The organism is Rhizobium sp. YIM 134829 (assembly GCF_046546455.1).
In genome coordinates, this window is sequence record NZ_JBKHKI010000006.1 from 105,424 (window position 1) to 132,180 (window position 26,757).

At 64.1% G+C, this 26,757-nt stretch carries 21 protein-coding genes; 12 read left to right on the plus strand and 9 right to left on the minus strand.

What is annotated here, in order from left to right; all coding sequences use genetic code 11:
- Nucleotides 1–72: 72 nt before the first annotated feature.
- The 3 genes from ACLE20_RS12385 to ACLE20_RS12395 all read right to left on the minus strand — a co-directional run bounded on the left by ACLE20_RS12385 (nucleotide 73) and on the right by ACLE20_RS12395 (nucleotide 4,123).
- Entirely contained in the window at nucleotides 73–1,584 is a 1,512-nt protein-coding gene (locus ACLE20_RS12385; protein ID WP_410940605.1) for an alpha-N-arabinofuranosidase, read from the minus strand.
- Between the two features lie 129 nt (nucleotides 1,585–1,713).
- Nucleotides 1,714–2,640, minus strand: coding sequence for an ArsR/SmtB family transcription factor (locus ACLE20_RS12390; protein WP_410940606.1), 927 nt, complete (start codon nucleotides 2,638–2,640; stop codon nucleotides 1,714–1,716).
- 148 nt (nucleotides 2,641–2,788) lie between these two features.
- Complete coding sequence (locus ACLE20_RS12395; protein ID WP_410940607.1) at nucleotides 2,789–4,123, minus strand: dicarboxylate/amino acid:cation symporter; 1,335 nt, start codon at nucleotides 4,121–4,123, stop codon at nucleotides 2,789–2,791.
- Nucleotides 4,124–4,353: 230 nt separating this feature from the next.
- Between ACLE20_RS12395 and ACLE20_RS12400 the strand changes: the two genes are divergently transcribed.
- The 3 genes from ACLE20_RS12400 (at nucleotide 4,354) to ACLE20_RS12410 (ending at nucleotide 10,506) form a co-directional block, all read left to right on the plus strand.
- Nucleotides 4,354–6,237, plus strand: a complete 1,884-nt coding sequence (locus ACLE20_RS12400) for an ATP-binding protein (protein ID WP_410940608.1) — start codon at nucleotides 4,354–4,356, stop codon at nucleotides 6,235–6,237.
- Nucleotides 6,230–7,585: a sigma-54-dependent transcriptional regulator gene (locus ACLE20_RS12405; RefSeq protein ID WP_410940609.1), complete on the plus strand. Its 1,356-nt coding sequence runs from the start codon at nucleotides 6,230–6,232 to the stop codon at nucleotides 7,583–7,585. Before ACLE20_RS12400 ends, ACLE20_RS12405 begins: the two co-directional genes overlap by 8 nt.
- Nucleotides 7,586–7,722: 137 nt before the next feature.
- Nucleotides 7,723–10,506, plus strand: a complete 2,784-nt coding sequence (locus tag ACLE20_RS12410) for an EAL domain-containing protein (RefSeq protein WP_410940610.1) — start codon at nucleotides 7,723–7,725, stop codon at nucleotides 10,504–10,506.
- A gap of 142 nt (nucleotides 10,507–10,648) precedes the next feature.
- On the opposite strand, the gene ACLE20_RS12415 is transcribed toward ACLE20_RS12410, so the two are convergent.
- Entirely contained in the window at nucleotides 10,649–12,361 is a 1,713-nt protein-coding gene (locus tag ACLE20_RS12415; RefSeq protein WP_410940611.1) for a methyl-accepting chemotaxis protein, read from the minus strand.
- 302 nt (nucleotides 12,362–12,663) lie between these two features.
- On the opposite strand from ACLE20_RS12415, the gene ACLE20_RS12420 reads away from it, so the two are divergent.
- Both ACLE20_RS12420 and ACLE20_RS12425 read left to right on the plus strand, forming a co-directional pair.
- Nucleotides 12,664–13,077, plus strand: coding sequence for a DUF4112 domain-containing protein (locus tag ACLE20_RS12420; RefSeq protein WP_410940612.1), 414 nt, complete (start codon nucleotides 12,664–12,666; stop codon nucleotides 13,075–13,077).
- 140 nt (nucleotides 13,078–13,217) lie between these two features.
- Entirely contained in the window at nucleotides 13,218–13,427 is a 210-nt protein-coding gene (locus ACLE20_RS12425) for a hypothetical protein (RefSeq protein WP_410940613.1), read from the plus strand.
- A 183-nt stretch (nucleotides 13,428–13,610) separates the two neighbouring features.
- On the opposite strand, the gene ACLE20_RS12430 is transcribed toward ACLE20_RS12425, so the two are convergent.
- Nucleotides 13,611–13,799 carry a hypothetical protein gene (locus tag ACLE20_RS12430; RefSeq protein ID WP_410940614.1) on the minus strand — a complete coding sequence of 63 codons (189 nt, stop codon included), beginning with the start codon at nucleotides 13,797–13,799 and terminating at the stop codon, nucleotides 13,611–13,613.
- Between the two features lie 290 nt (nucleotides 13,800–14,089).
- On the opposite strand from ACLE20_RS12430, the gene ACLE20_RS12435 reads away from it, so the two are divergent.
- Nucleotides 14,090–16,000, plus strand: a complete 1,911-nt coding sequence (locus tag ACLE20_RS12435) for a DEAD/DEAH box helicase (protein ID WP_410940615.1) — start codon at nucleotides 14,090–14,092, stop codon at nucleotides 15,998–16,000.
- A gap of 103 nt (nucleotides 16,001–16,103) precedes the next feature.
- Here ACLE20_RS12435 and ACLE20_RS12440 read toward each other — a convergent pair whose 3' ends face one another.
- The 3 genes from ACLE20_RS12440 to ACLE20_RS12450 form a co-directional block, all read right to left on the minus strand.
- The gene (locus tag ACLE20_RS12440; protein WP_410940616.1) at nucleotides 16,104–16,763 is read right to left on the minus strand and encodes a sulfite oxidase-like oxidoreductase; all 660 of its coding nucleotides are present in this window, start codon (nucleotides 16,761–16,763) and stop codon (nucleotides 16,104–16,106) included.
- 118 nt (nucleotides 16,764–16,881) lie between these two features.
- Nucleotides 16,882–17,145, minus strand: a complete 264-nt coding sequence (locus tag ACLE20_RS12445; RefSeq protein WP_410940617.1) for a DUF982 domain-containing protein — start codon at nucleotides 17,143–17,145, stop codon at nucleotides 16,882–16,884.
- Nucleotides 17,146–17,270: 125 nt separating this feature from the next.
- Nucleotides 17,271–18,002 (minus strand): GntR family transcriptional regulator, encoded by a 732-nt coding sequence (locus ACLE20_RS12450; protein WP_410940618.1) that lies wholly within the window; start codon nucleotides 18,000–18,002, stop codon nucleotides 17,271–17,273.
- A 242-nt stretch (nucleotides 18,003–18,244) separates the two neighbouring features.
- Between ACLE20_RS12450 and ACLE20_RS12455 the strand changes: the two genes are divergently transcribed.
- The 5 genes from ACLE20_RS12455 (at nucleotide 18,245) to ACLE20_RS12475 (ending at nucleotide 23,282) form a co-directional block, all read left to right on the plus strand.
- A complete protein-coding gene (locus ACLE20_RS12455) occupies nucleotides 18,245–19,330 on the plus strand; it encodes an ABC transporter ATP-binding protein (RefSeq protein WP_410940619.1) in 1,086 nt (361 codons plus the stop codon).
- Nucleotides 19,331–19,389: 59 nt separating this feature from the next.
- A complete protein-coding gene (locus tag ACLE20_RS12460) occupies nucleotides 19,390–20,682 on the plus strand; it encodes an ABC transporter substrate-binding protein (RefSeq protein WP_410940620.1) in 1,293 nt (430 codons plus the stop codon).
- Between the two features lie 131 nt (nucleotides 20,683–20,813).
- Nucleotides 20,814–21,719 (plus strand): ABC transporter permease, encoded by a 906-nt coding sequence (locus ACLE20_RS12465; protein WP_410940826.1) that lies wholly within the window; start codon nucleotides 20,814–20,816, stop codon nucleotides 21,717–21,719.
- Between the two features lies 1 nt (nucleotide 21,720).
- On the plus strand, nucleotides 21,721–22,542 hold the full coding sequence (locus ACLE20_RS12470) for an ABC transporter permease (protein WP_410940621.1): 822 nt from the start codon (nucleotides 21,721–21,723) through the stop codon (nucleotides 22,540–22,542).
- 8 nt (nucleotides 22,543–22,550) lie between these two features.
- On the plus strand, nucleotides 22,551–23,282 hold the full coding sequence (locus ACLE20_RS12475; protein WP_410940622.1) for an aspartate/glutamate racemase family protein: 732 nt from the start codon (nucleotides 22,551–22,553) through the stop codon (nucleotides 23,280–23,282).
- Nucleotides 23,283–23,468: 186 nt separating this feature from the next.
- Here ACLE20_RS12475 and ACLE20_RS12480 read toward each other — a convergent pair whose 3' ends face one another.
- Nucleotides 23,469–24,326 carry an SAM-dependent methyltransferase gene (locus tag ACLE20_RS12480; protein ID WP_410940623.1) on the minus strand — a complete coding sequence of 286 codons (858 nt, stop codon included), beginning with the start codon at nucleotides 24,324–24,326 and terminating at the stop codon, nucleotides 23,469–23,471.
- 255 nt (nucleotides 24,327–24,581) lie between these two features.
- On the opposite strand from ACLE20_RS12480, the gene ACLE20_RS12485 reads away from it, so the two are divergent.
- Nucleotides 24,582–26,756, plus strand: a complete 2,175-nt coding sequence (locus ACLE20_RS12485) for a TonB-dependent siderophore receptor (protein WP_410940827.1) — start codon at nucleotides 24,582–24,584, stop codon at nucleotides 26,754–26,756.
- The last annotated feature ends 1 nt before the right edge of the window (nucleotide 26,757 follow it).

A 26,757-nucleotide genomic window follows, 5' to 3' on the forward strand; every position in this document is an offset into this window, starting at 1 on the left:
CTGATCCTGTCATCGTTCCTCCCAACTGTCTTCTTGACGGCGACACCTCCCCGTGTCGCCGGCCTGCCTCGCTTATGCCTTCAAGCGGATCATCCGATAGCTGAGCGGCGCGATGCTGGCCGTCAGCCGCCCTTCCTGCGCCGCCGCCCCTTCGCCCCTGACCGGCTTCACCGCATCCGGGTTTTCGGCGGTGTTGGTGATGGTGAGGTCCGGGTGGGTCATCACCTGGTCGTCGACGACCGAGAGCGCGCCGAACTCGATCAGCGTTACGTCAAGATCGAGCGCCTCGGTCAGATGGCGGTTGACGATGAAGAAGGTGACATGGCCGCTCTCCGCATCATGCACGGCGGAGACGTCGAGATAGGGAACCGCGCCGACATCCCGGGCTACATAGTTCGGGCTATCGACCATCAGCTTCAGCGCCGTGCCGCGACCGAAGACAGAGGCGAAATAATAGGGATAGAAGATAGTCTGCCGCCAGGCCGGCCCGCCGGGCACGGTCATGATCGGCGCGATGACGTTCACGAGCTGCGCCAGGCAGGCGATCTTCACGACGTCGGAACGGTTGATGAAGGTATTGAGGATCAGGCCGACCTGCAGCACGTCCTCGAAATTATAGTCATCCTCCAAAAGCGGCGGCGCCTCCGGCCAGCCGGACCCGCCTTCGAGGATCGCGCGGTCTCGCTCCTTGGAATGATACCAGACGTTCCACTCATCGAACGAGATGTAGACGTCTTTGGTCGAGCGCTTCTTCGCCTTCACATAGGCGATGACGCCGGCAACGGTGGCAATATAGGTGTCGAGCTCCAGGCTGCGGGCGAGGTAGTTGGCCGTGTCCTTGGCCCGGTTCTCGAAATACATATGCAGCGAGATATAGTCGACCTCGTTATAGGTATGCTCGAGGACGGTCGCCTCCCATTGCGGATAGGTCGGCATATGGGCGTTGGAGGAGCCGCAGACGACGAGCTCCAGCCGGCTGTCGAAGGCGCGCATGGCCTTTGCGGTCTCATGCGCCAGGCGGCCATATTCGTCGGCGCTCTTGTGGCCGATCTGCCAGGGGCCGTCCATCTCGTTGCCGAGGCACCAGAGCCGCACGTCGAAGGGCTTCTCACGGCCATTGGCGCGACGCTTGTCGCTCCAGGCGCTGCCGCCTTCGTGATTGGTGTATTCGAGGAAGTTGCGGGCCTCGTCCAGCCCGCGCGAGCCGAGATTGACCGCCAGCATGATCTCCGTGCCGACACTGTCGCACCAATCGGCAAATTCATGCAGGCCGACCTGGTTGCTCTCTGAGGTGTGCCAGGCGAGATCGAGGCGGACGGGGCGCTCGTCCTTCGGGCCGACGCCATCCTCCCAATTATAGGCGGACACGAAATTGCCGCCGGGATAGCGGACGATCGGCACGTTGAGCTCCTTGACGAGGTCGATCACGTCGCGGCGCATGCCATTCTCATCGGCGGTCGGGTGGGTCGGCTCATAGATGCCGGTATAGACGGCACGGCCGAGATGCTCGATGAAGGACCCATAGAGTCTCGGGTCGATCGTCGAGATCGTAAACCCCTTATGCGCGACCACCGCTGCCTTCATGCCTGCCTCCCAACTGTATCGTCTTTTGTGATTTGTATCACGAATTAAGATCAATAAAGCGGAGGCCACTCTTGTGGTCAAGCAGATTGTGTTGTGCGTTGCGGTAAGACGAAATCGGGCCGAGGCTGCCTAACGCGTCTTTACCCGTAGCAGGATATCCTGGTCGTAATTGCCGAAGCCGCGGCCGAAAATGTTGATCCCGCCAGGATGTTTGGCATCGTCCTTGACGCCGATCCGCAGGCGGATCGAGTGATGGTCGCCGAGCTTGAGGTCGCCGAGCGTCACGTCCGACATGCGCAGGCCATCGACGAAGGTGCCTTCGGCGCCGACGCGGAAATTCTTGAGCTTGCCATATTGCGAGCCCTTCAGCTTCCACCAGTCGGGCGTGTAAACCCCTCTTTTGTCACCGAAATCCCCCGGCGAGGTCCAGGTCGCGACCTCGATGCCGTTGACGGCGAGGGTGATGTCGGAGGGCCAGTCGGCGCTGGTGCCGGGCACTTCGGAGCTGAGCTCCAGCACGAACTCGATCTCGCGGATCTCGGCATTGGCGAGCCGGGCATTGTTTGGAAACTGATATTCGAGATGGCCGCGGGTGAACCAGATCAGCCCGGCCTTCATCCGGTCCGGATCGAGGAAGGTGCTCGGCACGTCGAGCAGGCCGATAATGCCTTCGGGCGAGCAGAGGCCGCAGGGTGCGGAGACCTCGAAGCTCGTATAAAGCCCGAGCGGCATCGAGACTTCGATCGCGTCTTCTTCCGTTTCCTTGATATCGCTCTTCAGCACAACGAGGATCTCGTCGTAAAGCGGGTGGCAGACCTTCTGATTGCCCTTGCGCGCCTTGACCGTCTCGGTGCGGATCAGCCCCGCATCCTGCAGCGCCTGCACATTGATCGAGACGCTCGACTGCGGCAGCGCCAGAAGGTCGGTAAGCTCGTTAACATTGGTCGGGCCGCGGCTGTGCAGGAGTTTGAGGATGGAAGCCCGGGCCGGTGAGGCGAGGCCCTTGAGCACCGCCATATCGGTTTCGGGATCGACGACGAGGAAATTGCGGCTCATGACGGCTCACGGAGAAGGAGGGTCTCTCGTTCATATCGAAGTTCCTGATCCGGTCAATCACTTCCTTCGTCGGCTGTCTATAAGAAAAGGCCCCCGCTCTTGCGAGCGGAGGCCTGATCGGCCTTGCGGCCTGCGGGTCTTGGGAGACCTATTCTGCCGCCTGGAGGACCGGGGCGGGGGTCGGCTCGACGGCGAGCGGTGCGCCGCCCAGCGCCGCATCGAGCTGCGCCTTGTCCAGCTCGTTTTCCCAGCGGGCGACGACGACGGTGGCGACCGCATTGCCGACGAAGTTGGTCAGCGCGCGGCATTCCGACATGAAGCGGTCGATGCCGAGGATCAGCGCCATGCCGGCGACCGGAACCGAGGGGACGACCGAGAGCGTGGCGGCGAGCGTGATGAAGCCCGCGCCGGTGATGCCGGCCGCGCCCTTGGAGGAAAGCATGGCCACGAGCAGCAGCAGGATCTGGTCGCCGAAGGAGAGCGGGATATCCGTCGCCTGGGCGATGAACAGCGCGGCCAGCGTCATATAGATATTGGTGCCGTCGAGGTTGAAGGAATAGCCGGTCGGCACGACCAGGCCGACGACCGAGCGCTTGCAGCCGGCCCGTTCCATCTTGGCCATCAGGCCGGGCAGGGCGGCTTCGGAAGAGGAGGTGCCGAGCACCAGCAAGAGCTCTTCCTTGAGATAGCGGATCAGCGCCAGGATCGAGAAGCCGTTGTAACGGGCGACCGCGCCGAGCACGACGAAGACGAAGAGCAGCGAGGTAAGGTAGAAGGTGCCGATCAGCATGGCGAGGTTGGCGATCGAGGCGATGCCATACTTGCCGATGGTGAAGGCCATCGCGCCGAAGGCACCAATCGGTGCGGCCTTCATGAGGATGGCGACGAGGCGGAACATGGGGGCGGTGACGGCATTGAGGAAATCCGTCACCGGCTTGCCACGCTCGCCGACCATGCCGAGCGCGATGCCGAACAGTACCGAGAAGAACAGCACCTGCAAGATGTCGCCATCGGCGAAGGCGCCGACGATCGTCGTCGGAATGATGTTCATCAGGAAGCCGATGACGGTCGAATCATGCGCCTTGGCGGCATAGGTCTCGACCGCGGAGGCATCGAGCGAGGCCGGCGAGATGTGCATGCCGGCGCCGGGCTGCACGACGTTGGCGACGACGAGGCCGATCGCGAGCGCCAGCGTCGAGAAGGTGAGAAAGTAGAGCATCGCCTTGCCGGCGACGCGGCCGACCTTCTTCAGGTCGCTCATGCCGGCAATGCCTGTCGTCACGGTCAGGAAGATCACCGGCGCGATGATCATCTTGACGAGCTTGATGAAGGCATCGCCGAGCGGCTTCAGCTGCGTACCGAGCTCGGGGTAGAAATGGCCGAGCAGGACGCCGGCGACGATCGCCGTCAGAACCTGGACGTAGAGATGGCGATAGAAGGGCAGCTTCGCCGTGGGCGCGCTGCTTTCGGGAATGGCATGCATAGACGTCTCCTCCGGTAAGTGCGCCTCTCGTCAGTTCTCCCGAGGCGCCGTGTCATCCTGCAGACCTCTGTGCAACCCGCATGCCAGATATGCGCCATCGACATAAGTGCCTGTTTTTCGGTCGGTTTCAGCGACGGCCAGCGCTTAGGGGAAATCGCCTAAGCCCGGTTTGTGCGGATCGTCGCACATTGTGATTTTCCTTCTGTGCGGAAATCTGCACAGTGTCGTTCATGGATGCCATCACAGACCAGGTTGTTTGGGAGACGCGGGACGCCATGGGTCAGCGTGGTGCGCGGAGGATCTGGCTCGCCTTCCTCCTCGCCGCTCTCGCGCTCGTTGCGGTCGCCTGGGTCGCAGCCGGGGTCATGGCGCGGGGCGATGCGCTCGACACGCTTGCCACCCAGGCGAAGACCGATGCGAGCCTCAAGGTCGCGCACCTGCGCGCCGTCCTCGAACGGCCCCGGGCGCTGCCCTTTCTCCTGGCGCAAGACGGGCAGGTGGCAGAGGCGCTGGGGAGCCGGAGCCAGGCCGTGCACGAGACGCTCTCGGCCAAGCTCGCCGCCATCGTCGCCGGCACGGAGGCCTCGGTCATCTATGTCGTCGGCAAAGACGGCGTCGCGATTTCCTCTAGCAACTGGCAGGACGCGACGAGCTTCGTCGGCAACGACTATTCCTTCCGCGATTATTTCATCCGCGGCATGGCGACCGGTAAGGCCGAGCATTTCGCGCTCGGCTCGGTCAGCAAGCGGCCGGGGCTCTATCTCTCGCAGCGTGTCGAAGGCCCAGGCGGCCCGCTCGGCATCGTCGTGGCCAAGGTCGAGTTCGACCAGATCGAGGCGGACTGGCAGGCGGCGCGCCGGCCGACCTATGTCACCGACGAGAACGGCGTGGTGCTGATCACCAGCCTGCCGTCCTGGCGCTTCATGGCCACCGAAGCCCTGTCGACGGAGAGCGTGGCCGCAATCCGTGCCAGCCTCCAGTTCGGCGATGCGCCGCTCACGCCTCTGCCCTTGACGGTAACGGAGGCGCTGGGGCCGGGCGTCGACCGGCTGCGCGGCGTGCTGCCCGGCGGGCGGGAGAGCGAGTTCCTGCGTATCGCGACAACCGTTCCATCCACCAGCTGGCAGCTCAATTCGCTTGTCGAGACGCAGGCAGCGGTCAATGCGCTGGTGCGGGAGCGCCGGCTGCTGGCGCTGGCCGGCATCGCCCCGGTCATCGCGCTCGCCGCACTGCTGCTCGCCCGCCGTCAAAGTGCCGCGCGTCGGCTCGCCCGCGAGCTCTCGGCGCGGGAAGAGCTGGAGGCCCGGGTCAAGGCCCGCACCGACGATCTGCTGCGGGCGCGCGATCGGCTGGAGAGCGAGATTGCCGATCACCGCGCCACCGAGGCGAAGCTGCAGGGCGTGCAGGACGATCTCGTCCATGCCAACCGGCTGGCGATCCTTGGCCAGGTGGCGGCCGGTGTCGCCCATGAGATCAACCAGCCGCTCGCCACCATCCGTGCCTATGCCGACAATGCCCGCATCTTTCTCACGCGCGAGCAGCGGGCCTCCGTCGACGACAATCTACAATCGATCGCCTTGCTCACCGAGCGGATCGGCGGGATCACCGACGAGCTGAAGAGCTTCGCTCGCAAGGGCCGCGCGCCGGCCGAGACCGTGGCGGTCGCTGCCTTGATCGACAGCGTCATCATGCTGCTGAAAAGCCGCTTTGCCGGCCCGCTCGATCGCGTGCGCATCACGCTGCCCGATCCGAGCCTCACCGTGATCGGCAACCGGTTGCGGCTGGAGCAGGTGCTCATCAACCTCGTCCAGAACGCACTGGAGGCGGTGGCGTTGCGGCCGGCGGGGTCGGTCACGGTTACGGCGCTGTCCGATGGAGAGGCGGCGACGATCGCGATCGCCGACAATGGCCCCGGTATAGAAGCCGGCATCCTGGCGCAGCTCTTCAAGCCCTTTAACACGTCGAAGGAGAGGGGCCTCGGCCTCGGCCTGGTGATCGCCAAGGACATTCTTGCCGATTATGACGGCACCCTGTCGGTCGAGACAAGCGAGACCGGCACCTGTTTCACCATCCGCCTGCGTCGCGGCCACAGGGAGGAGAAGAGCCGTGGCTGAGCCCGGATCCGTCATCTTGGTCGATGACGACCACGAGCTGCTGAAGGCAACCCGCCAGACGCTGGAGCTTGCGGGCTTCACGGTGACCACGGCCAGCGGCGCGCTCGACGCGCTGGCGCTGATCGACCGCGACGTCTCCGGCGTCGTCGTCACCGATATCCGCATGCCGCAGATCGATGGCCTCGAACTCTTCGCGCGGATCCGGGCGCTGGACGAGGATCTGCCGGTGATCTTCATGACAGGTCACGGCGATATCCCGATGGCGGTCAAGGCGATTCAGGACGGTGCCTATGATTTCCTGCCGAAACCCTTCGCGAGCGACAGGCTGGTGCAGAGCGTGCATCGCGCGGTCGAGAAGCGCCGCCTGGTCATGGAGAACCGGGCCTTGAAGGAGCAGGCGGAGGAAGCACAGGGCGCAGGCCTGATGATCGGCCAGACCCCGGTCATGGAGCGGCTGCGCACCACGATCCGCCAGATCGCCGATACCGATGTCGATGTGTTGATGCTCGGCGAAACCGGCAGCGGCAAGGAGGTGGTCGCCACGCTCCTGCATCGCTGGAGCCGGCGCGCCAAAGGCCATTTCGTCGCGCTCAATTGCGGTGCCTTGCCCGAACAGGTGATCGAGAGCGAATTGTTCGGCCACGAGGCCGGCGCCTTTACCGGCGCGCAGAAGAAGCGGGTCGGCCGCATCGAACATTCAAGCGGCGGCACTCTGTTCCTGGACGAGATCGAGAGCATGCCGCCCGCGACCCAGATCCACATGCTGCGCGTGCTGGAAATGCGTGAGGTGACGCCCCTCGGCACCAATGAGGTTCGCCCTGTCGATTTGCGCGTGGTGGCCGCCGCCAAGGTCGATCTCGGCGATCCCGCGGCGCGTGGCGATTTTCGCGAGGACCTCTATTACCGGCTGAACGTCGTGACGCTGTCGATCCCGCCTTTGCGCGAGCGGCGAGACGATATTCCGCTCCTGTTCCGCACTTTTGCGGAGCGGGCCGCGCGCCGCTTCGGGCGGGAGGTGCCGCCGCTGTCGGATGCGGTGCGCCGCCACCTTCAAGACCATGCCTGGCCCGGCAATGTCCGCGAGCTCTCGCACTTCGCCGAACGCACCGTCCTCGGTGTGGCCCCACCGGAGGGGAAGGCGGAGGTTCGCCTGCCGGAGGGCGGCACGCTGCCGGAGCGTCTGGAGCGGATCGAGGCGGAGATGATCCGCGAAACGCTGAAGGAGACCGGCGGCGACGTGCGCCGCACCATCGAGGCGCTCGGCATTCCCCGCAAGACTTTCTATGACAAGCTGCAGCGCCACGGCATCGTCCGCAGTGCCTTCCGCGATCCCGATCTTTCTCCGTAACAACTTGCTTACCATGGCGCACGGGCATGACCCGATCTTAAGGCCTCCGCAAGGAACAAACTTGCATGGTCGCCGCGCAGATCGCTGTCCCCTCGCGGGATGGAGATCGCTTCTAAGGCATAATGGAAAGCGCAGCGATGATCAGGGTGGTGACGTGTCTGTTCGGGGAGCATGATCTGCTCCTCGTTGCCCTGGCGGTCCTGCTCTGCCTGATCTCCTCGCTCGCCACCTTTCTGCTGCTCGCCCGGGCTCGCCAGACCGAGAAGCTGGCGCGCGCCACTTGGATCGTCAGTGGCGGCATGGCCGGTGGCTTCGGCATCTGGGCCACGCATTTCGTCGCCATGCTCGCCTATGATCCCGGCCTGACGCTCGGCTATCACGCCGGGCTGACGCTTGCCTCACTCGCTATCGCGATCATTGGCACCGCCACCGCGCTTGTAGCGGCGACCCTTGGCGCGGGCGCCGTGAGTGCCTGTGCGGCTGGTATCATCTTTGCGATGGCGACCTCGGCCATGCATTTCGTCGGCATGGCCGGCATCGACCTTCAAGGGGTGATCGTCTGGGAGCGGGAGCTCGTGGTCGCCGCGATCGTGCTGGCCGCTGTGTTCGCCATTCCTGCCTTTCTCCTCGCCGAGCGCGGCGCGCGCGGCTTGCGCGGCGTCGTGCCCTCGGCCCTCCTGATGCTCTGCGGCATTGCGAGCCTGCATTTCACCGCGATGGGGGCGGTCACGCCGGTGCTGCTGGCCGATGCGCTGCCGCCGGCGGAAACCCTGTCGCGCCCCTCCATGGTGCTGATGATCGCCACCGTTGCCTTCTCGCTGCTCTTTTCCGGTCTCGCCGCCGTGGTACTGGCGCGACGGGCCGAGCGCCGGGCGCTTGCCGGCGAGCGCGCCTTCCGGCTGCTGGTCGCCAACATCACCGATTATGCCATCTACCTGCTCACGCCTGCGGGGATCGTCGCCAACTGGAATGCCGGTGCCGAACGGACGAAGGGCTACAAGGCGGAAGAGGTCGTCGGTCAGCATTTTTCTACCTTCTATCCCGCCGAGGATCGGGCCGCCGGCCTGCCGCAGCACAGCCTCGACACCGCCCTTCGCAAGGGCACCTTCGAGGCGGAAGGCTGGCGCCTGCGGAAGGATGGCAGCCGCTTCTGGGCCCATGTCGTCATCGATCCCGTCTATGACGAGGAGGGGCGGCATCTCGGCTTCGCCAAGATCACCCGCGACTGCACCGAGCGCATGCAGGATGCGGCACGGCTGAAACAGGCCTCCGACAATCTGTCGATCGCGCTCAACACCATGAACAACGCGATCTGCCTCTATGACGCGGAGGAGCGGCTGATTTTGCACAATGAGCGGTTGCGCAAGATTTTCGGCATCCCGGCATCGGTCGTCCTCACCGGCCGCACCTTCCGCGAGCTCTGCCACGCCCGCTACGAGCAGGACTTCTCCAGCGATGTCGGTTCGGAAGAGTTCTACCAGCAGCACCGCGCGCTCTTCACGCGGGCTGGCGGTGGCGAACACCTCTGCACGACCGCGGGCGGCAAGTTCATCCGCACCGTCCACTCGCCGACCGGCGACGGCTCCTTCGTGACGACGGTGGAAGACATCACCTCGCAGGTGAAGTCGGAAGCGCAGATGGCCTTCATTACCCGTCATGACGGGCTAACCGGCCTGCCGAACCGCCTTGCCGTCTGCGAGAAACTCGACACGGCTCTCCCCGGCATCGGCTCTGACGAGCGCATGGCCGTGTTGAGCATCGATCTTCACGGCTTCAAGGACATCAATGACGGCTACGGCCATGGCTGCGGCGATACGATTCTGCGAATGATCGCCGAGCGCATCCAGGCGGCCGCCAAGCCGCAGGATGTGTTCGGACGCATCGGCGGCGACGATTTCGTCGTCGCGCGCATTGTGCGCGGCGAGGCCGAACTGACCGATTTCATCGCCCGCATGTCCGACCTCTTCAAGGCGTCGTTCTCGGCTGGCGATGTCGAGGTTCAGGTCGGCGCGAGCTTCGGCATCGCGGTCTATCCGGATGACGCGCCCGATCGGGAGAAGCTCCTGAGCAATGCCGATCTGGCGCTCGCCCGTGCCAAGGCAAAGCTCGAGGAGAGGATCTGTTTCTACGAGCCCGCCATGGATGAAGCGGCGCGCAACCGCCGTTTCCTCCAGCGCGATCTCTGGAGGGGGCTCGATGAATCCCAGTTCCACCTTGCCTATCAGGTGCAGCGGGATACGGCGGGCGAGCGGATCAGCGGCTATGAAGCCCTGTTGCGCTGGCGCCATCCGACCCGCGGACCGATCGGCCCGGATGTCTTCATTCCGATCGCCGAGGAATGCGGCGCCATCATCGGTCTCGGGGAATTCGTGATCCGGCAGGCCTGCCGCGATGCCATGGCCTTCGATCTGGTCAAGGTGGCGGTCAATCTTTCGCCGCTGCAGCTGGGCTCGATCAAGATCCTTGATACCGTCCGCAACGCGCTGACCGAGACCGGGCTCTCGCCGGATCGGCTGGAGCTCGAGGTGACGGAAAGCGCCGTGATCGGCGACCGGCGCCAGGCCATCTATATTCTCGGCCAGCTGAAGACGATGGGTGTCACCATCGCCATCGACGATTTCGGCACCGGCTATTCCTCGCTCGAGACGCTGCGCTCCTTCCCCTTCGACAAGGTCAAGCTCGACCGCAGCTTCCTGACCGGGATCGACGGTGTGCAATCGCGCGCCTTCGTGCGGGCCATGGTCGCGCTTGGCAAGAGCCTCGGCGTGGCGGTGCTGGCAGAGGGCGTCGAAACCGCCGAGCAGTTCCAGGTGCTGGTCGGCGAAGGCTGTGACGAGGTGCAGGGCTACCTGTTCGGCCGGCCCATGCCCATCGGCGAGCTCGGCCTTCCGCGCATCGCCGCCCAGGCCTTGAGCGCTTGAGCGACGGTACCTCCGCACGGCGAGAGACAGGATGACAGGCGTGCGGACAGGGACCTTCAGTCTCGGCACCAAGCCAGGCGAGCAGACAACAAAAGGCCGGAGGATGCGCACATCCTCCGGCCTTTTGTTAGTCTCGATCTGATCAGGCGATGCGGCGCTCGTCCTGGCGGAAGGCCGGTGCGAGGGCGGCGTCGGAGCCGGGCTCGCGTCGGCGGGAGCGGCGGTTCAGCTTGAACTGGCCGACGAGGCCGGTCAACGTCACCGCGCCTTTGGCCAGCGTGTGGCTGAGCTCGGTCGTCTGGGCCACCATGCTCGCGTTCTGCTGCGTCATCTGGTCGAGCGTGCCGACGGCCGAGGCGATTTCGCCGAGACCGGTGCTCTGCTCGGACGCGGCGGTGGCGATCGCATCAATGTTGGAGTTGATCTGCTCGACGAAGGCCTCGATCTCATGCAGCGCCTTGCCGGTATCGCCGACCAGGCGAACGCCTTCCAGCACCTGGTTGGAGGCATTGCCGGTCAGAGCCTTGATCTCCTTGGCCGCGCCGGCGGAGCGCTGTGCGAGTTCCCGCACTTCCTGGGCCACGACGGCAAAACCCTTGCCCGCTTCCCCGGCGCGGGCTGCCTCGACGCCGGCGTTGAGCGCCAGCAGGTTGGTCTGAAAGGCAATTTCATCGATGACGCCGATGATCTTGCCGATCTCCGTCGAAGCCTGCTCGATGCGCTGCATGGCAGCCACCGTATCGCCGACGACGGCGACCGAGGAGGTGGCGGCGGTGCGCGTCTGCTTGACCAGGTTGCGGGTGTCATGCACCCGCTCGGCCGAGCTGCGCACGGTCGAAGTGACCTGGCTCAAGGCCGCGGAGGTTTCCTCCAGTGCGCCCGCCTGTTGTTCGGCGCGATGGGCGAGCGCATCCGATGTGGTGCGCAGCGTTTCGCTATGGTGGTTCAGCGCCTGGGTCTGGGCGAGCACCTTTTCCAGCGTTTCCTGAAAGGTGCCGATCGAGGTGTTGAAGTCCGAGCGGAGCTTCTCGAATTCCTTGGCGAAGGGGGTGTCGAGCGTCTCACGGATATTGGCCTCTGCCAGCCGGCCGAGCCCGGCGCCGATCTCCTCCATGGCCCGCATGCGCTCGGTAATGTCGGTTGCGAACTTCACGACGCGGATCACCCGGCCGCGATCGTCGAGGATCGGATTGTAGGAGGCCTGGATGAACACCTTGCGGCCGCCTTTGCCGAAACGCAGGAACTGGTCGGTCGAATATTCGCCGCGATTGAGCGCCTCCCAGAAGCGTCGATAGGCGTCCGAGCGGGTGTAGTCGGGGTCGCAGAACATCGAGTGATGCTTGCCGACGATTTCGTCGATGCGGTAGCCGAGCGTCGTCAGGAAATTCTCGTTCGCCGCCAGGATCCGACCTGCCGTATCGAATTCGATGACCGCCTGGGCGCGCGACAGCGCTTCGAGCTTGCCAGCCTCGGCGAGGGCCCGCAGCTTCGATTCCGTGATGTCGGTCGCGAACTTGACGATCTTGAAGGGTTTGCCGTGGCGCATGACCGGGTTGTAGGAGGCTTCAATCCAGACCTCCCTGCCGCCCTTGGCCAAGCGACGATATTGCTTCTGCTGAAAGGTGCCGCTTGCCAATAGCCGCCAGAACTCCGCGTAATCGGGCGAGGCCGCTTCGGCCGGATCGACGAAGAGCCGATGGTGCTTTCCGACGATCTCGTCCAGCGAATATCCCATCGCTTTGCAGAAATTCTCATTGGCACGCAGGATCTTGCCCGTCAGGTCGAACTCGATGATAGCCTGAGACTGATCGAGGGCACGCAGGGTCGCGGTGTCGGCGCTGGAAAAAATGTTCATAGGAAATCCAATACGAATGTGCTTGCATCTGAACATAAAAGGGAAACCTTTAACTGTCGGTTATCCCTAACAAGTTCGGCCCGGAACGGTATGCAAGCGTACACAGGATGACGGTCGAAACCTGCCACCTGCAGAGGGTGGGGACCCGCCTTCTACGACCGGGCCGGGAGGATTGCCGAACAAAGGCACCAATTCCCCACCTCCGGGCGGAGTGATCAAAAAAACTTGACCAGCCTCTTAAGATGAAGGCGCAGCTTTCCTACCTGACCTGTTGTGTTCATTGAACAGAAAGAGACCGTGAGATGGTTGCAGCAGCTGAGACCTTTACCCGCACCGGTGAGATCATCCCGCCGGCAGAGCGGCTCCTGCGTCTGCGCCGGCTTGCCAAGGTCGCGCGGCTGATGGATACGGCGGTCGGCATTCCCGGCACCCGCTTCCGGTTCGGTGCGGATTCCGTTCTTGGCCTGGTTCCGGTCGTGGGAGACGCAGCCGGTGCCTTGGTCGGTCTTGCGATTGTCAACGAGGCACGTCGGCTTGGCCTGCCGCGTCACAAGATCGCAAAGATGGTCACCAATGTCGGCGTCGATGCCGCCTGTGGCTCGGTGCCGCTACTGGGGGATGTCTTCGACTTGTTCTTCAAGTCGCACCGCCGCAATCTCGCGATCATCCTCGACCATTTCGGGATGACGGAGCGCGACCTCGACCAAAAGCGGTGATAGCCGCCAATGCCATGACGATGCCGCCGTAACGGCATCGTCTCGCCTGATTTATCGCAAATCTTGATCAAGCCCATGGAACCGATCTTCGGTTCGGGCATTGCGAACGATTCCGTGCTTTCGAACCAAAGGAGCAACCAATGCGCTCAGCCGCAGGACAACTTCCCGTGACACCGCCCCATCATCATGTCGTTACCGCCCGGGAGGCGCTGGAACCGCTCTATTTGCGGCTGGCTCTCGAAGCTGAAGCGCGATTGATCAAGGCAGGCGTCGAGGCCGGGTGGTCAGCGGATGATGTGGTGGACGCTCTGGATGCTCTGCGTCGTGAGGGCGACCAACCGCGTCACTGAGTTTGAGCCCGGATGGGCCTTGCCGCACGTGAAACGCGGACAAAGAAAAAGGCCGGGCTGTTAAACCCGACCTCTCCAGATCGTCTCGACGGCATTGTGCCAGTACATCCGTGGTCACTACCGGAAACGAATTCGTTACGCTTTAGATGGGGTGCCTCTTTCGAATATCAAGAGGCGCCGACATCAATGTGCCGCTCCGCTCGTCGGCTCGGTATACTCCCAGTTCTCGCGGGCGAACTGAACGGCAGCGCGCTCGGCACTTTCCTTTGTGCGGAAACGTTCCGCCAGAACATGGCTGCGGTCTCTGCACTGCAACAGCACGGTGCCGCTACGGAAGTCATATTGAACGCGCAGATGATCAGTGGCTTGCATGGCATGTCCTCCCAGACCCGCTCCGTTTGGTGCATTTGAGCGGTGATAGGAATGTAGGCCTAAATGCGTCAGTTTCAATCGGACTTAACGGTTAAGTGAACGTGCGATTGCATTCGGTCCGTTCCGTACCGTCACAGGTGACCTGCGCAGCGTGCAGGGCCGCCACTCTATACAAAATCGGTCCGCTGGGGTAAGAAAGCGCATGAAGCGGGCCCCGGATGGGCTCGATGACCGCCGCTCTTCCCACTGCGGACTTGTCGCGCGGCACCAGATTTCCGAAAGACGGATCCATGACCGAATTCGCAGGCGTCGTCCCCGCGATCGCCGAAGCGTTGACGAAACGCGGTTATACCACCTTGACGCCGGTCCAGCAGGCGATGATCGACACCGAGATGGATGGCCGTGACGCGCTCGTCTCGGCCCAGACCGGCTCGGGGAAAACCGTTGCCTTCGGTCTCGCCCTGGCGCCGACCCTCCTCGGCGACGCAAACCGCTTCAAGGCGGCCGGCCTGCCGCTCGCGGTGGTCGTCGCGCCGACGCGCGAGCTGGCCATGCAGGTCAAGCTTGAGCTGGAATGGCTCTATGAGATGACCGGCGCCGTCATTGCCTCCTGCGTCGGCGGCATGGACATCCGCTCCGAGCGCCGGGTGCTGGAGCGCGGCGCCCATATCGTCGTCGGCACGCCGGGCCGTCTCTGCGACCATATTCGCCGCAATGCGCTCGACCTGTCGCAGACGCGCGCGGTCGTGCTCGACGAGGCCGACGAGATGCTCGACCTTGGCTTCCGCGAGGATCTGGAGTTCATCCTTGAGACGGCACCGGCCGACCGGCGCACACTGATGTTCTCGGCCACCGTGCCGAAGACCATCGCGGCGCTCGCCCAGAGCTACCAGACCAACGCACTGCGCATCTCTACCGAGGCTGAGAAGGCCCAGCATGTCGATATCGAATATCGCGCGCTGGTCGTCGCCCCCGCCGACCGCGAAAACGCGATCATCAACGTGTTGCGTTATTACGAGGCGCGCACCGCGATTGTCTTCTGTTCGACGCGCGCAGCCGTCAACCACCTGACAGCGCGCTTCAACAATCGCGGCTTTGCCGTCGTCGCCCTGTCCGGCGAGCTCAGCCAGAGCGAACGCACCCATGCGCTGCAGGCCATGCGCGACGGACGTGCCCGGGTCTGCATCGCGACCGACGTCGCCGCCCGCGGCATCGACCTGCCGGGCCTGGAACTGGTTGTTCATGCCGATCTGCCGACCAATCCGGACACGTTGCTTCACCGCTCCGGCCGCACCGGGCGCGCCGGCAACAAGGGCGTCAGCGCGCTGATCGTTCCCACCTCGGCCCGTCGCAAGGCTGAGCGCATCCTCCGCGAGGCCCGCATCGAGCCCGTCTGGGCCAAGCCGCCGACTGCCGAGGAAGTTCTCACCCGCGATGACGAACGGATCCTCAGCGACGCGGCTCTGACCGATCCGCTGATCGAGGACGAGGCCGAGTTCGCCGCCAAGGTTTTGGCGCGCTACAGCCCCGAGCAGGTGGCCGCTGCCTTCGTGCGGCTCGCCCGCGTCGGCCGTTCGGCACCGGAAGACATCATGGAGATCGAAGTCTTCACGCCTGGCAAGCGCGCCGAGCGCAGCGACCGGCCGGAGCGCGGCGAGCGTCCGGACCGTGGCGAAACGCGGGCCCCGCGCGGCGATTTTGGCGATAGCATCTGGTTCTCGCTGTCGGCCGGCCGCAAGCAGAATGTCGAGCCGCGCTGGCTGATCCCGGTCATCTGCCGGATCGGCCATGTGACGAAGCAGGAGATCGGCGCGATCCGGATGATGCCGGACCATACCTATCTCGAAATGACCCGCGATGGCGCCGATGCGCTGAACGAGGCAATCGGCGGTAAGCGCGTGCTCGAGAAGGGCATCGTCGTCACCCAGCTCGACAGCCCGCCGGATCTCTCCTCGCCGGCCCGCTCGCCGAAACCCTTCGCTCGCAAGGATGGCGATGCCAAGCCGCGGTTCAACAAAGAGGGCGAGGGCAAGCCGAAATTCAACAAGGACGGCGGCAAGCCGGAACGCAGCTTTGCCGATCGCGGCGAGCGCGCCGAGGGCAAGCCCTGGGCCAAGGGTCCCGGCAAGCCCAAGTTCGCCAAGCCCGAGGGCGGGGCGGCCAAGCCATTCAAGAAGCCGTTCAAGAAGAAGGCGAACTGAGGCGCAGCCTCGCCGACCAATCCGATTGACACCCAACGGAGCGCGTGGCGCTCCGTTGTTATTTCAGGGTAATGGATCGGAAGCGGGTTGGGAGTCTTTGACGTCAGTCGTCCGAATAGCGCTGTTCGCGCCAGGGGTCGCCCAGCATGTGATAGCCGTTCTTCTCCCAGAAGCCGGCGCGGTCGGCCCCGAGGATCTCGATCCCGGTGATCCATTTGGCGCTTTTCCAGAGATAGAGGTGCGGCACGATCAGCCGCACCGGGCCGCCATGCTCGCGCGTCAGCGGTTCGCCCTCCCAATGGGTGGCGAGCAGCGCATCCTCGCTGGCGAAATCGGCAAGCGGCAGGTTGGTCGTGTAGCCGTCATAGCTCTTGAGCATGACGAAGGCGGCCTCGGGCAGGGGATGGACGAGATCGAGGAGATCACGCGTCAGCACGCCCTGCCAGTGATTGTCATAGCGCGACCATGTCGTGACGCAGTGGATGTCGGAGAGGGTGCGGCTCGTCGGCAGCGCCTGGAAGGCCGTCCAGTCGAAGCGTTGCGGAGTTTCGACCAGCCCGCCGATGGCGAGCGACCAGCTCAGCGGATCGATGATCGGATGCTGACCGAGATCAAGCACGGGCCAGTTCTTCACCAGATGCTGGCCGGGGGGGAGCCGATCAAACTCGGGGCGGGAGATGCGCCCGGTCAGGAAACGGCCTTCATCGGCCCATTTCCGCTTGGTCGCTGTCAGCTTGGTTTCAGGGCTCTGATCCTCGGCCATCCACGCTCGTCCTTGCTTGCGCGCCACGATCAGGCATCGCGTCGCTCGCTCCTTCTACCGTCAAATGACGGAAGCGGCAATTGAGGGCTGTGGTGTCGCGGCAAAGAGAAGGGACGTGTCAGGCGCGGGCCGCGCCGACATCGGCGGCCACCATGCCGGCCCGCTGGACAGCGGCGACGAAGGAGGCACGGGCTTTCTGCGGGCTCAACAGCCCATCCAGTGCATCGAGGCAATGCTGCAGGGCGATGCGGAAGGCCTTGAGACGCTCGCCGCCGGGCAGACGCCGGATGAACTCGATGGCTTCGAAGGCCGTGGCGACGATGAACTCCTTGCTCCCTTCAAGGATGACGCGGACCGGCCGCAGAAAACGCTTGTCACTCATACTCGCCTCGACACCATGCAGATTATTGCGGGCGATGAACGCGGCGGCGAGGCAAGGGTTCCGCGAGATTTCCAAAAAATTTGAATGAATTGCGTGAGCGTGCGGAGATGGCGGTGCAGCGGCGTTCAGAGCCGCAGCGCCTCGCGCAGATCGCCGGCCGTGCGCTGGCGCAGATCGAGGTCGGCCTCGATATGAGCGATATGGGCGATCATCAGCCTGCTCCCCTCGGCAACGTCGCCGCGGGAGAGCGCGTCGACGATCGCATGGTGCTCGTGATGTCCACAGCTCGACACCGTCGACTGTCCGTAGAGCGCGATGACCAGCGAGGAGCGGGCGACGAGTTCGTCCATGAAGCGCTGAAGCACGGCATTGCCGGTCATTGCGGCAAGTGCCAGGTGAAAGTCGCCAGAGGCCTTGATCTCGGCCCGGCGGGCGGTGTGCCCGCGCCTGTCGACCAGTCCGCCTTCCAGATCGAGGAGCTGATGCAGGCGCGTGAGATCGGCGGGCGTCATCCGCCGTGCCGCCTCCGCCAGCATGCCCGGTTCGATCATCCGCCGGGCCTCGAAGATCTGCCGCGCCTCTTCCGGAGAAGGGTTGGCAACGAAGGCACCGCGGTTGCGCTCCATGGTGACGAGCCCCTCATGAGCGAGCGCCTGCAGGGCGCCGCGCACCAGCGTGCGGCTGACCTTGAAGAGCGCGCCGACCTCGACCTCGGTCAGCTTCGTTCCGGGCGCGAGACGCCGGTCGACGATGGCGTCGCGGAGGACCTCGCGGATCGCCGGCTGCCCGCCGGCATCGCCCTCATCCAGGAGAGGCGACAGCGTGTTGTCGGTTTCGCGAAAGGAGTCCTCGGTCATGCACCGATCTTACCCGCAGATCGGCCGCAGGAAAAGCAGGCATTGCCGACAAGAGCTGCGGCAATTGTATACCGTTTGAGGCAGTATCGAATGCACTCGCTCAAGAATTAGGCATCAGCTCTGCTCGCGTAATTGCCAGGCGACAGAGTTTCCGCGTGTTCCGCGATGATTTCAAGCAGGACACGTGGCCTGGATGGGGTTGGCACGGTTGATGCATTGTCGTCATCAACAAGGGAGCCATCATGTCCAAAGCCTCTGAGATCGACATCGTCTCCGTCTCCAAGACCTACGGCACGACGACGGCGGTGCATGCGATCAGCCTCAAGATCCCCTCGGGCAGCTATTGCTGCTTCCTCGGTCCTTCCGGCTGCGGCAAGACCTCGACGCTCCGGATGATCGCCGGGCACGAGACCATCTCGTCCGGCGATATCCGCCTCGGCAATACGGTGGTCACGGACCTCCCGCCAGCCAAGCGCGGCACGGCGATGATGTTCCAGTCTTACGCCCTGTTCCCGCATCTCGACCTGATCGACAATGTCGCCTTTAGCCTGAAGATGAAGGGGGTCGAGAAGGAGGAGCGCCGCGCCAAGGCGCTCGCCATGCTCAAGCTCATGCAGATGGAGCCTTACGCGACGCGCCGGCCGGCGCAGCTCTCGGGCGGTCAGCAGCAGCGTGTGGCCTTGGCCCGTGCGCTGATTACCGATCCGGAAGCGCTGCTGCTCGACGAGCCGCTCTCCGCGCTCGACCCCTTCCTCAAGATCCGCATGCGGGCGGAGCTCAAGAAGCTGCAAAAAAACCTCGGCATCACCTTCGTGCATGTGACGCACAGCCAGGAAGAAGCGATGGCGCTCGCCGATCTGATCGTCGTCATGAATGACGGGCGGATCGAACAGGCCGCGACGCCGCGCGAGGTCTTCGAGCGGCCGGCCACCGCTTTCGTCGCCCGCTTCATGGGCGACCACAATGTTCTGAGCGGCCGGGTCGTGTCGGCCGAGGGCGGCCTGGTCCGGCTCGACGTGGCCGAGGGGCAGGTCTTTGCCGTGCGCGGCGAGGAAAGGGAGGTCGGCGCGCCGGTCGATATCGGCATCCGCACCGACCGCGTGCGCGTTGCCACCCCCAATGATCCCGATCTCGGCTTCAACGGCGTCGTCACCAACATCGAATATCGCGGCGCCTCGGTGAAGCTCACCGTGCTTGGCGCCGGCTCGGAGGATTTCACCGTCATCCTCAGCGATGCCGATTATTTCGCCAAGCCCGTCAGCGTCGGCGATGCCGTGGCGCTGAGCTGGGCGCTCGACGACGCCGTGCTGCTCGGCCGTGTCAACTAGAGCACGGCGCGTGCTCGCCGCCATCCATCATCCTGCCAAAACATAAAGGGGAAGCAGACATGACCGAGACTACGAAGAGCCAGACGAGCGGGCTGACACGCCGAAGCCTTCTCAAGACCGGGGCGGCAGCCGCCGGTGCGATCGCCGGATCCGGCGCCATCACCGGCTTCCCGACCATCTGGGCGCAGAACCCCATTACGCTGCGCCAGTTCGGCACCGGCGTCTCGAACATCAACGCCATCGCCCAGAAGTGCAAGGAAGACCTCGGCATCACGCTCGAGATGACAGCCACCGATTCCGACGCAGCCGCCCAGCGCGCCGTCACCCAGCCGGACAGCTACGACATTGCCGATATCGAATACTGGATCCTGAAGAAGGTCTTTCCGGCCGGCGTGATCCAGCCGATGGAAATCTCCAAGCTGAAATATTACGACCAGATCGTGCCGCTCTTCAAGACCGGCAAGCTGAAGCCCGACAGCGTGATCGCGCAGGGCACGGCGCCGCACACGGTCGGCTTCGTCGAGAAGGCCGGCGACAAGACCTTCGCCAAAGGCGAGACCGGCCTCTTCACCATGGTGCCGACCATCTACAATGCCGATACGCTCGGCATCCGTCCCGACCTCGTTGGCCGCGACATCACCTCCTGGGCCGACATCATGGACCCGGCCTTCAAGGGCAAGACCTCGATCCTCAACATCCCCTCGATCGGCATCATGGATGCCGCGATGATCATGGAAGCGCTCGGCAACATCAAATATGCCGACAAGGGCAACATGACCAAGGAGGAGATCGACGCCACGATCGACTTCCTGATCAAGGCCAAGCAGGACGGCCAGTTCCGCGCCTTCTGGAAGTCCTTCGACGAGTCGGTCAACCTGATGGCGTCGGGCGAAGTGGTCATCCAGTCCATGTGGTCGCCGGCCGTCGCCGCCGTCCGCTCGAAGGGCATTGCCTGCAAGTATCAGCCGCTGAAGGAAGGCTACCGCTCCTGGGGCGGCGGTCTCGGGCTCGCCTCGCATCTCAAGGGTGCGCAGCTTGATGCGGCCTATGAATATATCAACTGGTACACCTCGGGCTGGGTCGGCGGCTATCTCAACCGCCAGGGTTACTATTCCGCCGCCATGGAAACGGCCAAGAAGTTCATGACCGCCGACGAATGGGGCTACTGGATCGAGGGCAAGCCGGCCCAGGGCGACATCCTCTCGCCGGAAGGCAAGGTCATGGAAAAGGCCGGCGCCGTGCGCGATGGCGGCTCCTTCGAGGACCGCATGGGCAAGGTCGCCTGCTGGAACTCGGTCATGGACGAAGACCGCTACATGGTCCGCCGCTGGAACGAGTTCATCGCCGCCTGACCATCGGCTTCCGGCGGCGCGTCTTGGGGCGCGCCGCCTTGCTTTTCTCCGGCGCGCCGTGTCGTGCGCCGGAGAAGTCGACCGCCCGGGCTGGCCCGGAACCCGGCAGAGGATGAGAGACAATGGCGAGCATCGCATCGACCGCCGCTGAGGCGAAGGGGGAGGGCAAGGCCGCCCGCAGGCTCCGCCTTGGGCCGGGCATGATCTCGGGCCTTGAGGCGACGCCGCTTATCGCCATTCTCGGCTTCTTCTTCCTGCTGCCGATCCTGATGATCGCGGTCGTCAGCTTCTGGGACTATGACTTCGCAGGGCTCTATCCCGATTTCCTTACCATGAACTACGAAGAAACGCTCGGCTCCTGGGTGACCTGGAAGACCTATCTCAACACGCTCAAATATACGGTGATCGTCTGGGCTCTGACGGCGGTGATCGGCTTCTGGGTCGCCTATTTCCTCGCCTTCCACATCCGCACCACCACCATGCAGATGGTGCTCTTCCTCGTCTGCACCGTACCCTTCCTCACCTCCAACATCATCCGCATGATCTCCTGGATCCCGGTGCTGGGACGCAACGGCCTGGTCAATTCGACGCTGATCGAGATGGGCCTTATTCCGGCGCCGATCGAATGGCTGCTCTATTCGGAATTCGCCGTCGTGCTCGCCATGGTGCATCTGAACACGCTGTTCATGGTCACGCCGATCTTCAACACGCTAATGCGCATCGACCGGTCGCTGATCGAGGCAGCGCGGGATGCCGGGGCGTCGGGATGGCAGATTCTCTGGAATGTCATCCTGCCGCTCGCCAAGCCCGGCATCGCCATCGGCTCGATCTTCGTCGTGACGCTGGTCATGGCGGATTTTTCCACCGTGCAGATCATGTCGGGCGGGCAGAGCGCTTCGGTGGCGCTCATGATGCGCAACCAGATGTCGCTGCTGCAATATCCGGCCGCCGCCGCCAATGCGGTGGTGCTGCTGGTCGTCGTGCTGCTGATGGTCGCCGCCATCCTGCGCGTCGTCGATATCCGCAAGGAGCTCTGACATGCACCACGAGAAACGGAACCTCGAATTCTACCTGCTGGCCGGCTTCTTCGCCCTCTTCGTGCTCTTCCTTTACGGCCCGCTGTCCGCCGTCCTCATCCTGTCCTTCCAGGGGCCGAATGGCGGGCTCACCTTCCCGATGAACGGCGTCTCGCTGCGCTGGTTCGCCAATCTGTTCGAGCAGCAGGCCGTCGGCGATTTCGGTGCTTCCTTCACCCGCTCCTTCACGCTCGGGCTGATGGTAATGGTGGTCAATGTCGTTGTTTCGCTGCTGGCGGGGCTCGCCTTCCGTCGGCGTTTTCCGGGCTCGACGCTCCTTTTCTATGTGACCGTCGCGAGCCTTGTCGTGCCGTCGATCATCATCTCGCTCGGCATCGGCGTCGTCTTCCAGCAGTTGGGACTGAAGCCCGCCTGGTATTCCTCCGCCTTCGGCGCGCATCTCACCTGGACGCTGCCCTTCGGCGTGCTGATCATGTTCGCCGTCTTCAACCGCTTCTCGCCGAGCTATGAGGAGGCCGCACGCGATCTCGGCGCCTCCTCCTGGCAGACCTTCCGCCACGTGCTCCTGCCGATGATCGCGCCGAGCCTGATCGGCGTCGGCCTGTTCGGCTTCACGCTCTCCTATGACGAATTCGCCCGCACGCTGATGACGGCCGGCACCTACAACACGCTGCCGCTCGAAATCTACGGCATGACCACCAATGTCACGACCCCGGTGCTCTATGCGCTGGGCACGGTGACGACGCTTTTCTCCTTCACCATCATCCTGCTCGCCCTCGGCACGATCATGATCCTGCGCCGCCGGCAGGCCAAGCTGAGCTGATCCCACGCATGCGCATTCTCATCGTCAATCCGAATACCACCGCCTCGATGACCGACAAGGCGGCCGCGGCCGCGCGCCAGGTCGCAGCCGCGGGCACCGAGATCCTGCCCATGACGTCGAGCATGGGGCCGGCCTCGATCGAAGGGCACTATGACGGGGCGCTGGCGCTCCCGGGCCTCATGGCTGCACTCCGGCGCGGCGAGGCTTTGGGCGCGCATGCGGCCATCGTCGCCTGTTTCGACGATACCGGGCTCGACGCCGCCCGCTCGCTCGCCTCGATTCCCGTGCTCGGCCTTTGCGAAAGCGCTTTGGTCACCGCAGGCTTTCTCGCCCAGCGATTCTCGGTCGTTACCACGCTGGAGCGCTCGCGCGTGTTGCTCGAAAATCTGACACGGCATTATGGCTTCGGCAGCCGGGTCAAAGTTCGAGCCGCCGATATTCCGGTGCTCGACCTCGAAGAGGAGGGCTCGGGCGCGCTCGACAAGCTGCGCAGCCAGATCGAGCGGGCGTTGCATGAAGACCAGGCGGAAGCGATCGTGCTTGGTTGCGCCGGCATGGCCGATCTTGCCTATGAGCTGCAGCAGATCTACCACGTCCCGGTCATCGATGGCGTCTCGGCAGCGGTGAAACAGGCCGAAGCCCTGGTCTCCCAGCGACTGACCACCAGCAAGCGCGGCTCCTATGCGGCGCCGCTGGCCAAGCCCTATGCGGGCGAGATGGCAGCTTTCGCGCCGGGCTGAGGCCAGCGCCCGCGAGTGGAACGGTCAGCAACGTTCGAAGAGGGGCTTGGAACTGGTGGCAGGCGACGAGCGGGTGCTGCCGTTCGGCCAAACGAAACGCTAGCAAAGCCTGGATCTTGCTCATGCTATCTGTCGTCCAGCCGAGAACCATGACCGGTCCTGTTCGAAGGATGAGCTTCGGCGTGATCAACGCCGTCCGATAAACATGATGGTCGGGCCCAAGGGGATTGCCTCCACCTCCTGCAGTCCGCGTGCCTGTAGCGCTCCGCTCAGTTCCTCCGCGGTCCAGGGATAGCCGCCGGCCCGCAGCAGCCGCAGGCGGCCGATGGCCGCGCCCGCAGGATCGGCAGGAATGGCGAAGGTCACGGTGACCAGCCAGCCATTTGGCTGCAGGGAGACGACCAGGCGATCGAGAGCCGCCTCCGCGACCGGGCGGGGCATGAAGGGGGTGGGGAGCCAGGCGAGCGTGTAGGCGGACGTTTCCGTCAGCGCCGTCACATCCTCGTTGCGCAGCTCCAGCCGATCGCCATACGGGCTCTCGCGCCGCCGTGCTTCGGCTTCCGCCAAGGCTTCCGGCCAGATGTCCAGACCGACAACCTGAAGGGTCGGCTCGAGAGACAGGGCTTCGAGCGCCAGCGCGCCGATGCCGGTTCCGACATCCAGCATCCGCCCGCGCAAGGCGGCGGCCAGGCCGGGGCGGGTCGCCGCTAGCGCATGCATATGATGGGGAACCATGCGCGACGCCTCGCCCATGGCATGCATCAGCGGAGAGACGACCTGCGACCATCCAGGTCCACGATCCGGCTTTGCGAGAAAGTCTTGAGCCTCTGCCAGGCGCGCGATGATCAGCTTGCTGAGGAAGCCTGCGGTCTTTGGATCGACCTCTTCCACGCCGCTGGGCACCAGATGTTGAAGGGCAGTTCGGAGGGGCACATCCGGATGAGGATCCGCCCCGAGAGCGTGAAGCTTCAACGCGGCGCCCAGAGCCGCTATCGCATCGACGCCGCGCAATAATGTGCCGAGTTCATCCTGAAAAGACGCCATCGCAACGGTCCAGACCCATCCCGTGATCAAGGGATCTCTAATGGATTGGGGTCGGAACGTCAATGAGACGGGCTGTCTCTGCCCGCCGCAGACGCATGCCGAGTTCGGCGAAGGCTCGCGTCTTTCAGCCTCGCGCTTGGGTTCGGGCGACAGTTTCTGAGGCGTCAGCCCTGGGCCGATTTAAGTTGAGTGAAAAAGTCACCATTTCGCTTTTCTTGTGGCAAAAACTTGATAAAACGAGTCGTCTTTCATTCTATCCCGGACCCGTCGCGCATGCCTTTCCCCGTTTCTCGCCCTTCCTCCCGCCTGGTTCTCGCCACCGGTACTTCGCTCTTCGTCCTTGCTCTTACTGCAAACGCGCAGGAGCCGACCGAGCTCGATGAGCTGGTCGTGAAAAGCGGCAGCGGCGGGGTCATCACCGCGGAGGGCTATGTCGGGACGGCGAGTGCCACCGGTGCCAAGGTCGATACGCCATTCCTGGAAACGCCGCAGTCGATCTCCTCGGTCACGAAGGCGCAGCTCGAGGACCGCAACCCGCAGACGCTGTTGGAAACGCTCAGCTATACGCCCGGCACCCGCATCGGCGCCTACGGCTTCGATCCGCGCTTCGACAGCTTCACCGTGCGCGGGTTCGACGTCACCTATAGCGGCATCTTCCGCGACAATCTGCGCCAGCCGGGCGCCGGTTCGTCCCTGTTCAAGACCGAGCCCTATGGTCTCGAAGGCGTCTCGATCCTGCGCGGCCCGTCCTCGGCCCTCTACGGCGCCTCCGGTGCCGGCGGCCTCTACAATCTCATCACCAAGCGGCCCACGGCCGATGCGTTGAACGAGGTGCAGATCCAGTACGGGACGCATGCGCGAACTCAGGGCCAGTTCGACTTCTCCGGCCCGCTCGACGAGGAGGAGGCGGTCCTCTACCGCATGACGGGCCTCCTGCGCAGCGCCGACACGCAGCAGATCTCGGTCGATGACGACCGCGCCTATATCGCTCCCGCCATCACCTGGAAGCCGGACGAGGACACGACGCTGACCATTCTCGGCGAATATTCGCGCACCAAGACCGGCGGCACGGCGGCTTACTACTACGACGCCGCCAACAATGAGGTGACCGACTATTTCGCCGGCAACCCGGCCTTCAACGACAGCGTCCAGCACCAGGGACGCATTGGCTACGAGTTCGAGCACCGGCTGAACGAGGTCTTCACCTTCCGCCAGAATGCTCGCTTCTCCTCGCTCAACACGGATGCGGACTGGGCCTTCGCCTATGCGCCGAACGCCACAGACCCGCGCCTGATCGACCGCAGCGCCGGCACCTTCGACGAGCGGCTGAACGCCGGGGTGATCGACACGCAGATCGAGGCGAAGTTCGACACCGGCCCCCTCGACCACACCCTGCTGGCCGGGATCGACTATACCCAGCTGCGCTATAATTCGCTGAACGGCAACGGCACCTCGCCGCCGCTGGACCTCGACGATCCCGATCGCGGCGATCCGGTGGACGAGATCCCCTTCCAGATCAAGGTCCGGCAGGACCAGTCGCAGATCGGCACCTATGTGCAGGACCAGATCCGCTACGATGCCTGGACGCTGACGCTCGGCGGGCGCTACGACTGGGTCGATACGACGACCCGCAGCACCGATCTCGCCACCGATGCCGTGACCCGCACCGAGCAGAGCGACAGGGCCTTTTCCGGCCGTATCGGCCTCACCTATCAGTTCGAGAACGGCATTGCGCCCTATGCCAGCTATTCGACCGCCTTCTCGCCCAATGCCGGCGTCAGCCAGGAAACGGGGCAGCCCTTCAACCCAACGAAGAGCGAGCAGGAGGAGATCGGCGTCAAGGTGCTGCTGCCGGACAGCAACACGCTCCTGACCGCCTCGGTCTTCAACATCGACCAGAAGGACGGGCTCTATTACGAAGTCGTCGACCTGCCGACCGGCCCGGCCAATATCCAGGTCCAGCGCGGCAAGCTGCGCTCTCGCGGCTTCGAGCTGGAGGCTGTCACCAGCCTCGACAACGGCCTCTCGCTGACGGCCGCCTACAGCTACACGCATATGAAGATCATCGAGGGGCCGGAGACGACGATCGGCAACTTCGTCTCCTCCGTGCCGCTGCACACCGCCTCCGTCTATGCGGATTATACGCTGCAGGCCGACGGCGCCTGGTCGGGCCTCGGTTTCGGCGGTGGTGTCCGCTTCATCGGTTCGAGCTACGGCAATGACGAGAACACGCTGAAGAACGGCACGCGCGCGCTGGTCGATGCGGCGATCCATTATGACTTCGCCGCGCTCGATCCGAAATATGACGGACTGCGCCTGCAGGTGAACGCCACCAATCTCTTCGACCGACGCGACCCTGTCTGCTCGGCCGGCTTCTGCTACCGCGACCAGGGCCGCACGGTCATCGGCTCGCTGAAATATAGCTGGTGAG

Coding starts and splice junctions, on each gene's coding strand:
- ACLE20_RS12450 (WP_410940618.1), bottom strand. CDS start 18,002: ATGACCGAGGACTCCTTTCGCGAAACCGACAACACGCTGTCGCCTCTC.
- ACLE20_RS12385 (WP_410940605.1), bottom strand. CDS start 1,584: ATGAAGGCAGCGGTGGTCGCGCATAAGGGGTTTACGATCTCGACGATC.
- ACLE20_RS12420 (WP_410940612.1), top strand. CDS start 12,664: ATGGTTGCAGCAGCTGAGACCTTTACCCGCACCGGTGAGATCATCCCG.
- ACLE20_RS12400 (WP_410940608.1), top strand. CDS start 4,354: ATGGATGCCATCACAGACCAGGTTGTTTGGGAGACGCGGGACGCCATG.
- ACLE20_RS12460 (WP_410940620.1), top strand. CDS start 19,390: ATGACCGAGACTACGAAGAGCCAGACGAGCGGGCTGACACGCCGAAGC.
- ACLE20_RS12435 (WP_410940615.1), top strand. CDS start 14,090: ATGACCGAATTCGCAGGCGTCGTCCCCGCGATCGCCGAAGCGTTGACG.
- ACLE20_RS12410 (WP_410940610.1), top strand. CDS start 7,723: ATGATCAGGGTGGTGACGTGTCTGTTCGGGGAGCATGATCTGCTCCTC.
- ACLE20_RS12390 (WP_410940606.1), bottom strand. CDS start 2,640: ATGAGCCGCAATTTCCTCGTCGTCGATCCCGAAACCGATATGGCGGTG.
- ACLE20_RS12470 (WP_410940621.1), top strand. CDS start 21,721: ATGCACCACGAGAAACGGAACCTCGAATTCTACCTGCTGGCCGGCTTC.
- ACLE20_RS12480 (WP_410940623.1), bottom strand. CDS start 24,326: ATGGCGTCTTTTCAGGATGAACTCGGCACATTATTGCGCGGCGTCGAT.
- ACLE20_RS12455 (WP_410940619.1), top strand. CDS start 18,245: ATGTCCAAAGCCTCTGAGATCGACATCGTCTCCGTCTCCAAGACCTAC.
- ACLE20_RS12475 (WP_410940622.1), top strand. CDS start 22,551: ATGCGCATTCTCATCGTCAATCCGAATACCACCGCCTCGATGACCGAC.
- ACLE20_RS12395 (WP_410940607.1), bottom strand. CDS start 4,123: ATGCATGCCATTCCCGAAAGCAGCGCGCCCACGGCGAAGCTGCCCTTC.
- ACLE20_RS12440 (WP_410940616.1), bottom strand. CDS start 16,763: ATGGCCGAGGATCAGAGCCCTGAAACCAAGCTGACAGCGACCAAGCGG.
- ACLE20_RS12430 (WP_410940614.1), bottom strand. CDS start 13,799: ATGCAAGCCACTGATCATCTGCGCGTTCAATATGACTTCCGTAGCGGC.
- ACLE20_RS12425 (WP_410940613.1), top strand. CDS start 13,218: ATGCGCTCAGCCGCAGGACAACTTCCCGTGACACCGCCCCATCATCAT.
- ACLE20_RS12445 (WP_410940617.1), bottom strand. CDS start 17,145: ATGAGTGACAAGCGTTTTCTGCGGCCGGTCCGCGTCATCCTTGAAGGG.
- ACLE20_RS12415 (WP_410940611.1), bottom strand. CDS start 12,361: ATGAACATTTTTTCCAGCGCCGACACCGCGACCCTGCGTGCCCTCGAT.